We start from the raw sequence: 15401 nt of genomic DNA, 5'->3' as shown, positions 1-15401 counted from the left end.
AGCATTTTTACATTTTATTGAGAATTATTATCAGTAGATTATAACGTTATAAAAACGGCATAGACTATCGAAATTAAATTATGAATAGTATAAAATGTTACTCGAGAAAGGGGATGGGATGATGTTTACAATAGGGACATTAATCGCAAAAGATGATACGTGGATATTATGGGCCATAATTATAGTTTGGGCGACAGTCAGTATCTTCTTGGAACAGAAATATCAATGGGCAAGTACCATTTCAGGTGCCATCATTGCATTAGTAGGGGCTATGTTATTATCTAATTTTAAGATTATCCCGACTGAATCGCCGGTTTATGATACAGTATGGGATTACGCGGTACCAATATCAATTCCTTTATTATTGTTCAGTTCTAATATTTTAAAGATTTGGAAGGAAAGTCGTCGATTATTATATATCTTCTTAATTGCATCAGTTGGAACATTGATGGGGACAACGGTAGGATTTATTTTACTTCATCAGTGGATTCCATATTTAGCAAAAATTGGTGCGATGATGACAGGAAGCTATATAGGAGGTGGCGTGAACTTTGCAGCTTTAAGCACAAAGTTTAAAACGCCGAGCGACATGATTTCATCAACAGTCGTTGCAGATAATAGTGTTATGGCATTGTACTTTATGTTGTTGATTGTAATACCGTCTTTACCTATTATAAAAAGGTGGTTTAAGACAGATTATCAAACTGAGTCAACACCAGAAACGCAACAATCTTATTGGCAACCGAAGCAAATTCAATTATTAGATATTGCACTTTCAATAGCGATTGCAGTGGCATTAGTAGCAATCAGTTTTAAATTATCTGAGATCATTCAACATGTGATACCGCAGTCTAATGTCCTACTTACGATACTGGTTTCTTTCTTTGGCGATCAATACTTGTTACTTACAACACTTACATTATTGGCAGTGGCTATTTGGGGAGATTTCTTTGATAAATTAGCCGGTTCTTCAGAAATTGGAACATTTATTATTTACATATTCTTTGTAGTGATAGGAACACCTGCTTCATTTATGACGATTATAAAAACAGCACCACTATTATTTGTCTTTGTGATGATTATTTTAATTTTCAATCTAGGTTTAAGTTTAATACTAGGAAAGTTATTTAACTTTAAGATTGAAGAAATACTGTTGGCAAGTAATGCTACTGCTGGTGGTCCTACAACGGCAGCAGCTTTAGCTATTAGTAAAGGATGGCAAGGTCTTGTTGGACCAATACTAATTATAGGTACATTAGGTTATGTCATAGGGAACTATGCGGGCACACTTATTTATCAACTTTTAATACACATTGGATAATATAAATACATAAAGGGAGATATCTCAGCATAATTTTTAGCTGCGTATCTCCCTTTTTCAAAAAAATTAATCATTTAATTCGCTATCTTTAATATCTGTAATAAACATGTGTCCGGGTGAGTGTGTAATCATTAACTCAGGTTTGGCATCAAGTGCAACAGATTGTGGTGTCACGCCACATCCCCAGAAGACAGGCATTTCGTTAGGTTTGATTGTGACAGCTTCTCCATAATCAGGCTTATCGATATCAGTGATTCCCAGTTCTTCTGGTGTACCAATATGAATCGGCGTGCCATGAACATTCTTAAAATGTGAAGTAATTTCTGTTGCCTTAATCGCTTGAGTCATAGTCATCGGACGCATACTAACTGTAATGTTACCTTTAAAATAGCCACTTGATTCGGCAGGGATGTTAGTACGATACATAGGTACATTATGACCCTCTTCAATATGACGTACAGGTAAGCCAGCTTCCAACAATGCATGTTCAAAAGTGAAACTACAACCAATTAGAAAGCTAACCATATCTTCAGTATAAAGATCAGTGATATCGTCAACTTCCTTAATCAATTGCCCATGTTCATAAATGCGATACTTCGGAACATCAGTGCGTATATCCGCATATGGCCCATAATATGGAAAAGAATGTGCGCCAACTTCTGATACATCTAAGAGTGGGCAAGTCTTTGGATTTCTAAAACAGAACTTTAAGAAATCATAAGCATATTTCGATGGCAATATAACCACATTAGCTTGTATATAACCTTCAGCCATACCGCTTGTGTGACCGACAAGTTCTCCATCTCGAATTAATTGACGTAAGACTTCAGGTGATGACTGTTTGTAATTCATTATAAATCCCCCTTGTTTCCCCTTAATGATAAAAAGTGCTTATTACTACAATATTTTAAAATTACACATATGACAAGAGCGGTATATGCGCTATTTATTAAAAAGCTTGTATGCTAAAGTGATCGAACTATTCACAAATATTGGTAATAAACAATATAAACTTACAATAACCCAATTATCATCTACATGATAAATGACAAAATATAGTATGAATAAAAATATACTTATGATTAGTCCAATTAAAGGCAGTAAATTAAAGTACAGATTCATATTGTTATTCTTCTTCATTGTTCTGTTCCTTACCTTGTTCTTTTTCATTAGATTTATTATGATCTTCTCGTTGTTCTAATGGAATGGAATAATCTTTGTCATCATCAATATAAGACATTTGGAAGTGCTTCGTATGTTCTCTGCGAAGCGCGCGCATAATAGAAAGTGTCATTAGTAATAGAATAATAGAGAATGGTAATCCTGTTACAACGGATGCAGTTTGTAAACTCGTCAAACCACCTGCAATTGTCATTGCAACTGAAATGGCACCGATCAGCAATCCCCAAATCACTTTATGTTTCACCTTTGGATTCTCGCTACCTCCTGTTGCCATGCCAGCAACAATATGTGTTGTTGAGTCTGCACTTGTCACTATGAGTAAGAATATTAAGACGACTGCTAATATGCTCGTAATATCAGCTAATGGAAATTTTGATAGTAATTCAAATAAAGCTACTGTGTAATCTTTATCTACTAATTTAGCGATGTTATCGCCACCCATAGCAACTTTAACGGCCATACCACCAAATCCTGCAATCCATACGAATGAAATGAGTGGAGGTACGATTAATACACACATGATAAATTCACGAATTGTACGTCCACGAGATACGCGAGCGACGAAACCTCCTATGAACGGTGACCATGAGATTACCCATGCCCAATAAAAGACAGTCCACTGTTGTATCCAAGCATTATTGCCAGAATATGGATTAATATGTAAGCTATATTCAACAAAATGTCTGATATAGTCTCCGATTGCTAAAGTATAAGATTCGAAGATGAATTTTAAGTCTCCAAAGATAAGCATGAATAGTAGTAAAACAGCGCCTAAAATAATATTGATGTTACTTAGCCATTTAACGCCTCGATTTAAACCAGTTATTGCAGAACCTAAGAAAATACAAACCATGAGTACCGTAATAGCAATTTTTGTAACGTTATTATTTGGTACATGGAAGACATGATTCAATCCACCACTAATTTGCATGATGCCAAGACCTATAGAAGTGGCAATACCCATGACTGTAGCTATAATTGCTAAAATATCAATCACATTTCGAAATGGACGTTTGTAAGCTTGACCAAAGACAGGTTCCATTGCTGTAGAAATTAAACCATCTCGCTTCTTTCTAAATTGGAAATATGCCACGATAAGTCCAGCCATAGCGAAGATTGACCATTGTGATATCCCCCAATGAAAGAAGGTATAGCCCATGGCTACACGTGCTGATTCGGCTGATTGATTTGGCACATCTTTTGGAAAAGGTGAATGAAGATAATGTGTGAGTGGTTCAGCAACACCCCAGAATACAATACCGACACCTAGTCCTGCTGAAAATAACATCCCTAGCCATGATAAAAATGAAAACTCTGGTTCTTCATCATCACTGCCTAATTTGAAACGACCGTAACGAGAAATTGCTAAAGAGATTAAAAAGATATCTAAAATAAATATAATAAGTAAGAACAGCCAACCAAATGAATTAGAAATAAAATTATAAATATGTTGTGCATTAGCGCCAAATGCTTTAGGAAAGATCCCGGCCATTGCAGTAATAAGTATAATGATGGCTACGGATATCCCATATACTAAATAATTATTTTTCTTCCGCTTGTCATTCATTGTTCAATTACGTCATCCTTTATATTTTATTTAGTTTGAGTATACCTATAATAGTAAATGTTTTCAAAATTCATTTTTTTTGAAATATCATGATTTCTAAGTAATAGCGCTCTGTTTTGAAAACTTTTTCCAAAAGTGAAAATTGGCAAAATACGAGCTAATGAAATGCTATAATTGAGATGAAAAATTGAAGAATTAAATAGAAAAGAAGGTATATCATGTCAACAAACTATGTCATTACAAATGGTAAAATTTATACGGAAAAGCAAGTTATTGAAAATGGATATCTTGTAGTAGAAGATGGCAAAATAAGTGATATTCAACAAGGAACGTATACTGGAGAATTAGAACAAATCGACGTGAAAGGTCAAAATGTATTACCAGGTTTCATAGATATTCACATTCATGGTGGCTATGGTGAGGACGCAATGGATGCTTCTTATGACGGGTTAAAACATTTGGCTGAACAATTATTATCAGAGGGAACAACAACATTCTTAGCAACGACGATGACGCAATCGGACGCTAATATTGAAAAGGCATTGAAAAACATTGTGGCATATCAAGCTGATCAACAACGAGGAGAAGCGGCTGAAGTAGGTGGTGTTCATTTAGAAGGACCATTTATTTCAGAGCATAAAGTTGGCGCGCAAAATCCTAAATATGTGCAACGTCCATCTGCGTCTAAGATTCAACATTTCCAAGAAGTTGCGAATCAGCAAATCAAAATTATTACCTTTGCGCCTGAAGTTGAAGGCGCACATGATACACTTAATCAATTGCATGAAGATATTATCTTCTCAATGGGGCATACTGTGGCAACGTTTGATGAAGCGAATGAAGCGGTGGACCATGGTGCAAAACATGTAACACATCTATATAATGCAGCTACACCATTTGAACATCGCGATCCAGGTGTCTTTGGTGCGGCGTGGACGAATGAACAATTAAATACGGAAATTATAGTTGATGGTATTCATTCACATCCTGCTTCTGTACATATTGCTTATAAGCAAAAAGGAAATGAACACATGTATCTCATCACTGATGCGATGCGTGCGAAAGGAATGGAAGACGGTGAATATGATTTAGGCGGACAGAATGTCATCGTTAAAGGAAAAGAGGCTCGCCTAGCAAGTGGCGCTTTAGCAGGTAGCATCTTGAAAATGAATGACGGTTTGTATAATTTAATTGAATATACACATGATTCATTAGAGAATTTATGGCGTGTAACGAGTTTGAATCAAGCCATCGCATTAAAAATTGATGACCATAAAGGTAGTTTAGCCATCGGTAAAGATGCTGATATCGTAGTAGTAGATGATACGATTCGTGTTGATAAAACAATCAAATCAGGGGTTGTACATCAATATTAAAGAATTGGATGATGTATGATTATAAATGCTATGTAGCCTCTATTCGCGTTTAAAGATATACATTCTAGTGTATATATGTAGTAAATGTTTTGATTCGAAACAATTGCGACGGAAGAGAGGTGTCCACACATGAATAATGATTTCAGGTTTCCTAACGCTAAGCATTTCTTTAGTTGGTTAGCGTGGTTATCCATCATTGCTTTAATCGCATTAATCATACTTAATTTAATCGTTTATAGCACATTCAAAAGTTTTAATAACTTTACGTTAGCATTTGAATTCCACCAAACAGAATTAATATTCTTAATTACTTTCTCAGTTATTGCGGTTATTAGTATTATTATGTATTTAATTTTAAAACTATTTAAACATTCATAAAATGAAAAAACAGAAAGCGGATTGGTTATCAATCCACTTTCTGTTTTTGTTTTATGCTGGGTAGGATACTATAAACGATTGAAAATAGTGTCATCAACAATGATTTCTACATTAGGATGTTGATGCAAGATAGATGCAGGCAATGATTCATTTGTTTCACCATTCAAGAGTTGATGAATTGCATCACGTTTACGTTCTCCAAATGCTAATAAGATAATTCGTTTCGCACGCATAATAGAATTCAATCCCATAGAAACGGCTTGTTTAGGTACATCATCAATATGATCAAAATGAACACTGTTAGCATTAATCGTTGATTCAGTTAAATCAACCACACGCGTTTCACTTTCAAAAGATGTGCCAGGCTCATTGAATCCGATGTGTCCATTTTCACCAATACCCAATAATTGAATGTCGGGTTGACCAATTTGTTTCAATTGATTCTCATAACGACGTGCCTCACGCTCTAAATCATCAACATGGCCTTGAGGAATATGAATGTTATCGGCATTCCAACTAGCATTATGATCAAATAATAATTGATGCATATACGTATGATAACTTTGAGCATGTTCAGGTTCTAACCCTACATATTCATCTAAATTGAATGTTTGAACATTTGCTAAATCAACGTGATTGGCTGATAGCAATTCTGAAAAGCGGGGATAGACATCCGTCATCGTGCCACCAGTAGCAAGTCCTAATATAGCATCAGGCTTATCTTTAATTAACTTCAATAGTTCAATTGCAACATAATCACTCGCCAATTTTTTATCTACTAAGTTCGTTATCTTCATGATTTACGCCTCCAAATTAAGCAATTATTTTTGTTGGACAGCTTCTATAAAACGTTCAGTGATTTGTTTAGGACGTGTAATTGCGCCACCGACAACCGTACAATGTACGCCTAAGTCGCTTACCTTTTTATACATCTCAGGTGTAATGACATTACCTTCTGCGATAACTTTCGCGTTGACCTTTTCTAATACTTCTTTTAAAAATTCAAAATCATTTTCAAAGAGAATGTGTCCCTTTGTATAAGACGTATACCCACGTAATGTTGTGCCAATGTAATCAAAGTTTAAATGATCTGCATTGATGGCTTCTTCAACAGTTGAAATATCCGCCATGATTTCAACATGGGGTGCTTTCTCTCGAATGTAATGTACTAATTCTTCAAGGGACTCCTTAGGACGTGTTTGCGTTGTCGCGTCTAAAGCAATTACTTCACATCCACTTTCTATTAGTTCATCCACCTCTTTAGAAGTTGCTGTAATAAATACATTAGAACCTTCATAATCTCGTTTTACAATTCCGATAACCGGTAGAGATACTTCTTCTCGAATCGCTAATATATCTTCTTTAGTATTCGCACGTATACCAACCGCACCGCCTTGATAAGCTGCTAGAGCCATCTTTGACATAATAAATGATGAGTGTAATGGTTCGTCAGGTAACGCCTGACATGACACGATTAATCCATTTGATAACATTTTTAAACACGCTCCGTCTTTTTCAAAATTGTAAATAGAAATAGTATTGTAATTGATTCGTTTATTCATTCATATCATAACATTAAGAAAATATTTATCAATTTATAATCGAGAATTGAAAAATATTTTCAAATATAATACAGTTTAACTAACTTAGTTACGAGGTGCTGTCATGAAATTTGAAAATCGTATTCAACGAAGTCGTCATGTATTAACGAAAATGGATAAAAAAATTATTGAATATATACAAACACATGAACTTGATGAAAATTTCTCAACAATTAATTCCTTAGCTTATGCTATTGGGACATCACCTGCTACCATTACACGATTTAGTGGGAAATTAAATTATGCCAACTTTCAAGATATGAAGTTTAATTTGCAACACGAAAAATCAGAAAAAGTAGTAGAAAATGCACCGCTTGTTCAGCTTATTCATCGTTATCATCAAAACATTATCCAACAAACGGGTGAATTTATTTCCGAGGAAAAGATTAAGCGTCTAGCACACAATTTAAAAACGTGTAGACAAGTCAATTTCGCAGGATTAGGAAGTTCGGGATTAACGGCAAGTGAATTTTACTATCGCACAATGCGTATGGGTACCAAAGGTTCTGTATCAACAGATGCGCACCAAATGAAGATATCGGCGTCGCTACTTTCATCACGAGATATGTTTGTCGCTATTTCAAATAGTGGGGAAACCTTAGAATTAATTGAAGCTGCGAAGATTGCTCGCAATCAAGGGGCGTATGTAGTCGTCATAACAAATTTCGAAGGTAGTGCGCTTACTAAGAATGCAGATTTAGTATTAATCACGACGGCTCAATCAAGTAACAATGATTCAAAATTCATCAACTCACAAATCGCAACACTATTTTTATTAGATATCGTGAGTTATTTATTATTGAATGACACACATATGCACCAAGTATATCAACAAACACGAGACGTCATTTTAGGAAATGAGAAAGAATGAGTGAGGAGTGGGACAGAATTCGTTATGAATTCAGTGTCCCACGTCTATCTAGATCCAGCTGTTATTTAGTGATTGCGCCGAATAAAGCAGCATGATTCTCTGTTTGAGTTGTTTGAATCTTAGCAATGCCATAGTCAGAGGGTAAATAATGATGAATTTTAGGTTCTATATATTTGAGAAGTGTTTCACCTTGAGATGAAATACCGCCTCCAATAAGAATCAAGCTTGGATCATAAATAATTTGAATTTGAGCAATACCTTCTGCAACATAATTACTCCATTCATTGAGAATATTAAGTGCTTCTTCATTACCATCTTCTGCTAGATTAAATAATCTAGGTACATCCGTACCATGTTCAAATTGATGTTTAGTCATTAAATCTTTAAGAGCTGATGTTGAGGCACGTTGTTCAAATGTTTTACCATCTTCTTCACGATAAAGTAAGTAACCAATTTCATTGGCACGGTGACGCGAACCTTGATAAATGCCAGAAGCTTCACTGTAAAATGCACCACCAATACCTGTCCCCAAAGTTAAACAGAATATATTATCTTCTTCATAATGATGGAGTTTAAGTTCCCCTAACAATGCCGCATCCACATCATTATAAACAGCGATATCAGACGATAAATCTTTGAAGACTTCGAAGAATTGTGTACCGTCATAATTAGGAATGGTTGGCCCCGTATAAATAATTTGACCTAAATCTGAATCGACGACACCAGCACTTGAAATACCAATAAATGGATTTTTAAGTTGATATTGTTTCATAAATGCTGCTACTAATTGATATGTTTCATCTACAATTTGCACATTAATATTATCTGGCGTTTTAATCTTTTTATAATCAATCATTTCTAAGTCATCATTAATAACTGCCACTTTAATATTTGTTCCACCTATATCTATAGCGATTTTATACATTGAGATACCTCCTTAGTCGTCTTTATTATAACGACACTTCAAATTAAAGTAATCGTCATCATTCTTTTTGAAAAATATTTTCATTAAATTAGCAACATTTTGTTAAATCTTTTCAAAAGTTGTTGTTTAAGAAAATGATAGCGTTTACAATTCTAAGTGTAAATAGAAATTTATTGTAATTGAATTTATCTCAAATTTTATAAAAATGAATTTGAATAAAAATTGATTTGGAGGAACATGACATGGAAGATAAATTAAAAGGATTATACGCCGCATTACTTGTACCGTTTGATGAACATGGACAAATAAAAGAAGAAGGATTAAAGCAAATTGCTAAAAATGCGATTGAGACTGAGAAACTTGATGGCTTATATGTGAATGGTAGTTCTGGGGAGAACTTCTTAATTAGTAAAGAACAAAAGAAACAAATTTTTAGAGTAGTGAAAGAAACTGTTGGAGACGATGTGAACTTAATTGCGCAAATTGGATCATTAGATTTAAATGAAGCGATTGAACTTGGGAAATATGCAACAGAATTAGGTTATGATGCGCTATCAGCAGTGACACCATTCTATTATCCATTCTCTTTTGAAGAAATTAAGCAATATTATTTCGACATTATCGAAGCAACACAAAACAATATGATTATTTATGCGATTCCTGACTTAACAGGTGTCAATATTAGCATCGAACAATTTGGCGAGTTATTTAATCATGAAAAAGTTGTAGGCGTGAAATACACTGCACCGAACTTCTTCTTATTAGAACGTATCCGTAAGGCATTTCCTAATAAACTCATATTATCTGGATTTGATGAAATGCTAGTGCAAGCGACAATTTCAGGTGTCGATGGGGCAATTGGTTCAACATACAATGTGAATGGTCGCCGTGCACGACAAATATTTGATTTAGCACGAGAAGGAAAAATTGCTGAAGCATACCAAATTCAACATGATACGAATGACATCATCGAAACGGTATTAAGTATGGGCATTTACCCAACATTAAAAGAAATATTAAAAGCGCGTGGTATCGATGGCGGATTGCCTAAACGTCCATTCCGACCATTTGATGAAAGACATCGTGATGCATTGGACACATTAATTAAGAAATACGATTTATAGACAAACTGAGAATATTTAACAACAGAATATGTAACACAAGGGGTGTTGATTATGCATCAAGTCGGTTTTGGGGCATGGAATTGGGTAGCTGTTATTGGTTATCTTGTCATTATGTTATTAATTGGAGCGTACTTTACTAAAAGGGCTGGTAAAGATACGGATAGTTTCTTCACGGCAAGTGGTCGTTTGCCTTCGTGGGCCATTGGGTTCTCGATTTATGCGACGACTTTAAGTGCGATTACTTTTATGTCTACACCAGAAAAGGCATTTCTAACAGATTGGGCATACATCGCTGGTAATATTGCGATTGTCGCAATTATTCCAATTTTAATTGCATTTTATGTACCATTCTTTAAAAAGTTACACGTAACATCAGCGTACGAATATTTAGAAGCGCGTTTTGGCCCAAGTATTCGTGTCATTGGTTCATTACTATTCGTCATTTTCCACTTAGGACGCATAGCAATTGTGATTTACTTACCAACATTAGCAATCACAGCGGTATCAGATATGAATCCATTTATCGTAGCTAGTTTAGTAGGAATTTTATGTATTCTTTATACTTTCTTAGGCGGATTCGAAGGCGTTGTATGGAGCGATTTCATTCAGGGGGTTATTTTACTTGGTGGCGCATTAATGATAATTGTCATCGGTGCTTTTGAAATCAAAGGAGGATTCGGCACAATTGTCAGTGATGCAATTGCCAATAAGAAGATTATTAGTGCAGATAACTGGAAATTAAATGGCGCTGCTGCTGCAATCCCTATTATCTTCTTAGGAAATATCTTTAACAACTTGCATCAATATACTGCGAGTCAAGATGTTGTTCAACGTTATCAAGCGTCGGATTCTATGGATGAAACGAAGAAATCATTGTGGACAAATGGTGTTTTAGCGTTAATCTCTGCACCTATTTTCTATGGAATGGGAACTATGATGTATTCTTTCTATCAACATGAACAGGTATTGCCTAAGGGATTCAATACATCATCTATCGTGCCTTACTTCATTCTAACTGAAATGCCACCATTCGTGGGCGGATTACTTATTGCAGCTATATTTGCTGCTGCACAGTCAACGATTTCATCTAGTTTGAACTCTATCTCTGCTTGTATTTCTGAAGATATTAAACATCGTTTCTTCGGAAAAGGGGCAGATAAATCAGAAGTTAACTTTGCACGATTAGTCATTGTTGTGGCAGGCTTATTAAGCTATGGAATCTCAATTTACTTAATTGCTGCCGATTCAAACAATTTATGGGATTTATTCTTATTAATCACTGGATTATTTGGTGTACCATTAGCTGGTATCTTTGCAGTAGGTATCTTTACGAAACGTGCCAATACATTTGGTGTCTTAGTAGGATTAGTAGCAGGTGTAATCATTGCTTACGTATTAAATGGCGTCGGTGGCGGTAACGCACCATTCTACGTATCAATCATTTCATTCGTTGTTGCTTTCATCTTTGGTTATTTAGTAAGTCTTGTCGTACCATCTAAAAATGCAAAAGATATTACTGGATTAACGATCTTCGATAAAGATAAACCATCAACATATATTTCTAAAGTAGTAGAGAAAAAATAATATTTTGTTGCGAGTTGAACACAAGTTTTTGTTCGACTCGCATTTTATGTCTCTAGAGTTATGCTAAGATAAAAATGAACTATAAAACAAATAGAGGTATCATCATGAAAATATTAAAAATTGCAGGTATGTTCTTATTAGCACTACTTATCATGGTCGTTACACAAGGCATTGCATCCATCTTTAGTGATTTAATTCCATTTCTAGGTATGGGCGCTATTTTACAAGGGATTTTATATATCATTTTTGCTTTTTTAGTCGTTCGATTGTTCATTAAACATGTATTAAAAGATCGCTTGAACGCATATCGCATCACGAAACCTAAATTTAGTGTCATCTATGTTGTATTAGGTATAGGTTTACCGGTAGCAGTTTATGCGGTATATGTCATCTTTGTTCCAGGTGATTTCATCGTACATCATTTTAGTACTTTAAATGATATATTGCACACGTTTTTCTGGGCTATCTTTGTAACAGCCATTGGTGGCGCAGTCGTTGAAGAAATGGTATGCAGAGGTTTATTGATGGGATATATTGAGAAGAAGACGAACATCAATATTGCCATTATTTCCACGGCAATCTTTTTTGGTGCCATTCATTTATTAAACGGTGGACTAAATGTAACTAGTTTCTTCTTATTATTAATTAGCGGTTCATTAGTAGGTATTATGTTTGGTTTAGCAACCTATAAATTCAATACCATTTGGGCAAGCATTACACTACATTTTTGTTGGAATTTATCCCAACTTTTACTTATCACTGAAAAGGAAAGTCAGTATAGTATTTGGCAATATGTCGTACATACGAACAACATAGCCATCACAGGCAATCAATTTGGTTATGAAGCATCCATTATATCTATCGCAGGATACATAGGCGTTATTCTTATTTTACTAATGATTAAGCATAGAGATATTCAATAGAAGGGTTCAGATTTCTAAAGAGTGATATTCTCTCGTGAAATTAGGCATAGTAAACATATTACTTTAAAAGTAGTTGTTATATTACATGGATTATTTAAATTATTTATATAGTTGTTTATACTAAAATAAGGAAAGAATTACTTACATTATAAAGGAGCATTAATATGAAGAAATATCTATTAGTTATTCCTGTAATTATTCTTACTTTTACATTAGTTGGATGTTCGTCATCGTCAGAAGAAAAAAATTCTAAAGACACATCTAATGATAACAAGCAGTCACAAAATAGTTCTAAACATAATCACAAGATACCGAAACATATTTTTGATAAAACAACAAAAAATCAGAAGATTTCTGAGAGTACGATAAAAAAAGATATTAAAACCTATTTAGATACCGATAGAAAACTAACAGATGCTAGAGAGCCATACGAGGACAAGTTAGACTCTGACGAAAAGTTATCTAAAAAGAAAGAACAAAAATTCAATCACATTGTTGACTTACAAGAACGAAATTTAAAAAACTTTGCCAATTACATAAATAATAATCAAATGCCTAACAAAGAATATGAACAATACACTAAAAAGATAAGCAATTATATGATAGCAATATATCAAACCAATCAACGTGCGTTAAATTTAGATGAAGATGCATCATTAAAAGATATTCTCGACGTCAATAAAGACAAAAATATTGCGAATGGTCGAGAACAAGCAAAAATTGAGAAATTTTTAAAAGAGAAAAATATCCAAACCATTGCATTTGATAAATAAAAATAAGCAGGACTTCGACGGAATGAAGTCCTGCTTTTACTGTGTAAATAATCATTTCTAAATTAAGAAATATTTAAGATTAAATTGCGACAATATTTGTTATGTTAGAACTAGTTTAAGAGTTCAATGTTTAACTAAAAAATACCATAAAGTAACTTACTAGAACCATGATGCCACTCACACCATTATGGATCATATGAACCATCATGCTGTCGCGAACATTTTTACGACGATGGTAAGCAAGATAGAATATCATTCCCATCATTGTATACATTAGAATTGCTACCCAATTTGAAATACCATGCTGAGAAGCAAAGATAAGTGATGATAGGATGAATGGCAACCAGAATCGTGTACGTTTAAATAATATTTCTTTGAAAATGCCACGATAAACAAGTTCTTCTAAATAAGGTGCTACAAATGTAATCGTCAGTACGAAGACAATTAGCGGGAAGACTTGGCCCAATTGATCCGGCGTTGGTTTGGTAGCGTTCATATCACCTAATAACATTTTGTCATTTTGTGTTTGCATTGAACCTGTCGCAAATAACATTAAATATGACATACCAATAACGATTAATCTAAGAAGTACGGCCCAACCAACATTTACTGCAATATCCTTACCTGTAAATTTTTTAGGCTTTTCATAGGTATGACGTTTGTAATAGCCTCTAACTAGCCATATTATTACAGCAGCTAGTATGAAATAAATGATGGTCACTAATGTGCAAGTTAATGTATCCATATAAATAGAAAAACTATAGATAAACATACTACTCACAATAGGAATTTGAATTAGTAGCATCCAGCCTATAAAAATAAGGGCACGTACAAACTTATTACCAGTTGGACGACGTTTTTCAGTATGTATGTGGTCTTTAGTTGAATTATCTTCATTTGAAGAAGATGTAGTATTAGAAATTGTATCCATATTCTGATGATTCATCATAATAAACCCACCTTTGTCTAGAAATATAAAATCTTGAAAATGAATACCTCTATATGAATGTAACATATATTTGACATTTATTGTAGGTCACTTCATAAAAATGCGTTATCTTAACTAAAAATCAACATTTCAATTATATGTTTAGGAGGTTAACTATGTCTAAAGATGAAATGTCACATGACCATATAACAGGAGATTTCCAAATTTCTCAAAAACCTTATTGGAAGTTGCTATTACAATCTCTATTTTTAATTTGTATTTTATTTGTTGCCGAATCAATGGTTATATTTTTAGTAGAGAAGCCAAAGTACTTTTGGATTGCTATTGTAGGGGTCATTATCGCATTTCTAATTTTAAAATTAAGTAAGTTGAAGCTATTTCAATTTAGTCGAATAACTAAAAAGCAATGGCTAATCATTATCATTGGATTCATTCTTGCCAATGGTGCAGATTATATTTATTTTGAATTCATGCCTACAACAGGGAATGAAAAGGAGTTAGAGGAAAGTTACCGCAATGTACCATTGTATTTACAACTCATTGCGATAGGTATTTTAGGTCCTATCATAGAAGAAATTATATTTAGAGGATTGTTAATTAAAGGTATCTTTAGAGGTGCGCCTATAGTTGGTGGCATAGTATCTGTTATTTTATTCGCTGGCGCTCATGGCCCAAGCAACATAGGTGAATGGTTTATTTACGGCTTTTCAGGTTTCATTTTCGTTATTGCATATTTAACAACAAAACGGCTCGAAATACCTATTATCATACACATGCTTGGTAATATATTAGCTACATTTCAAAATTATTTTTGGTAGAAATACTTT

At 34.1% G+C, this 15401-nt stretch carries 15 protein-coding genes; 9 read left to right on the top strand and 6 right to left on the bottom strand.

Annotated elements, in window-relative coordinates; genetic code table 11:
• The first annotated feature begins 121 nt into the window (after nt 1–121).
• Nucleotides 122–1321, top strand: a complete 1200-nt coding sequence (locus AC1RRU_RS02800) for a DUF819 family protein (RefSeq protein WP_011274602.1) — start codon at nt 122–124, stop codon at nt 1319–1321.
• Nucleotides 1322–1387: 66 nt separating this feature from the next.
• Here the strand turns inward: AC1RRU_RS02800 and AC1RRU_RS02795 are convergent, their stop codons facing one another.
• Both AC1RRU_RS02795 and AC1RRU_RS02790 read right to left on the bottom strand, forming a co-directional pair.
• Nucleotides 1388–2173: a putative hydro-lyase gene (locus tag AC1RRU_RS02795; protein WP_011274603.1), complete on the bottom strand. Its 786-nt coding sequence runs from the start codon at nt 2171–2173 to the stop codon at nt 1388–1390.
• A 274-nt stretch (nt 2174–2447) separates the two neighbouring features.
• Nucleotides 2448–4070, bottom strand: coding sequence for a BCCT family transporter (locus AC1RRU_RS02790; protein WP_493196436.1), 1623 nt, complete (start codon nt 4068–4070; stop codon nt 2448–2450).
• A gap of 218 nt (nt 4071–4288) precedes the next feature.
• Here AC1RRU_RS02790 and nagA point away from each other — a divergent pair, with 218 nt between their 5' ends.
• Nucleotides 4289–5446, top strand: a complete 1158-nt coding sequence (nagA, locus tag AC1RRU_RS02785; RefSeq protein ID WP_011274605.1) for an N-acetylglucosamine-6-phosphate deacetylase — start codon at nt 4289–4291, stop codon at nt 5444–5446.
• Nucleotides 5447–5575: 129 nt separating this feature from the next.
• A complete protein-coding gene (locus tag AC1RRU_RS02780) occupies nt 5576–5824 on the top strand; it encodes a hypothetical protein (RefSeq protein ID WP_011274606.1) in 249 nt (82 codons plus the stop codon).
• 68 nt (nt 5825–5892) lie between these two features.
• Here AC1RRU_RS02780 and nagB read toward each other — a convergent pair whose 3' ends face one another.
• Both nagB and AC1RRU_RS02770 read right to left on the bottom strand, forming a co-directional pair.
• Nucleotides 5893–6621, bottom strand: a complete 729-nt coding sequence (gene nagB, locus AC1RRU_RS02775) for a glucosamine-6-phosphate deaminase (protein WP_011274607.1) — start codon at nt 6619–6621, stop codon at nt 5893–5895.
• A gap of 24 nt (nt 6622–6645) precedes the next feature.
• On the bottom strand, nt 6646–7317 hold the full coding sequence (locus tag AC1RRU_RS02770; protein WP_016930582.1) for an N-acetylmannosamine-6-phosphate 2-epimerase: 672 nt from the start codon (nt 7315–7317) through the stop codon (nt 6646–6648).
• A 172-nt stretch (nt 7318–7489) separates the two neighbouring features.
• On the opposite strand from AC1RRU_RS02770, the gene AC1RRU_RS02765 reads away from it, so the two are divergent.
• Complete coding sequence (locus AC1RRU_RS02765; RefSeq protein WP_016930583.1) at nt 7490–8296, top strand: MurR/RpiR family transcriptional regulator; 807 nt, start codon at nt 7490–7492, stop codon at nt 8294–8296.
• A gap of 61 nt (nt 8297–8357) precedes the next feature.
• Here AC1RRU_RS02765 and AC1RRU_RS02760 read toward each other — a convergent pair whose 3' ends face one another.
• Nucleotides 8358–9221 (bottom strand): ROK family protein, encoded by an 864-nt coding sequence (locus AC1RRU_RS02760; RefSeq protein ID WP_037550754.1) that lies wholly within the window; start codon nt 9219–9221, stop codon nt 8358–8360.
• A 242-nt stretch (nt 9222–9463) separates the two neighbouring features.
• Between AC1RRU_RS02760 and AC1RRU_RS02755 the strand changes: the two genes are divergently transcribed.
• From AC1RRU_RS02755 to AC1RRU_RS02740, 4 genes are all read left to right on the top strand, one after another.
• The gene (locus AC1RRU_RS02755; RefSeq protein ID WP_053021973.1) at nt 9464–10345 is read left to right on the top strand and encodes an N-acetylneuraminate lyase; all 882 of its coding nucleotides are present in this window, start codon (nt 9464–9466) and stop codon (nt 10343–10345) included.
• Nucleotides 10346–10396: 51 nt separating this feature from the next.
• Entirely contained in the window at nt 10397–11929 is a 1533-nt protein-coding gene (locus AC1RRU_RS02750; protein ID WP_070663154.1) for a sodium:solute symporter family protein, read from the top strand.
• Between the two features lie 104 nt (nt 11930–12033).
• Complete coding sequence (locus tag AC1RRU_RS02745; protein ID WP_011274613.1) at nt 12034–12852, top strand: CPBP family intramembrane glutamic endopeptidase; 819 nt, start codon at nt 12034–12036, stop codon at nt 12850–12852.
• 164 nt (nt 12853–13016) lie between these two features.
• Nucleotides 13017–13625, top strand: coding sequence for an NDxxF motif lipoprotein (locus AC1RRU_RS02740; RefSeq protein WP_011274614.1), 609 nt, complete (start codon nt 13017–13019; stop codon nt 13623–13625).
• 130 nt (nt 13626–13755) lie between these two features.
• On the opposite strand, the gene AC1RRU_RS02735 is transcribed toward AC1RRU_RS02740, so the two are convergent.
• Nucleotides 13756–14574, bottom strand: a complete 819-nt coding sequence (locus tag AC1RRU_RS02735) for a CPBP family intramembrane glutamic endopeptidase (RefSeq protein WP_080366776.1) — start codon at nt 14572–14574, stop codon at nt 13756–13758.
• Between the two features lie 155 nt (nt 14575–14729).
• Here AC1RRU_RS02735 and AC1RRU_RS02730 point away from each other — a divergent pair, with 155 nt between their 5' ends.
• Nucleotides 14730–15392, top strand: a complete 663-nt coding sequence (locus AC1RRU_RS02730) for a CPBP family intramembrane glutamic endopeptidase (protein ID WP_011274616.1) — start codon at nt 14730–14732, stop codon at nt 15390–15392.
• The last annotated feature ends 9 nt before the right edge of the window (nt 15393–15401 follow it).

Source organism: Staphylococcus sp. GW821-FHT11H10, from assembly GCF_058807855.1.
This window is presented reverse-complemented; position numbering and strand designations above follow the sequence as displayed.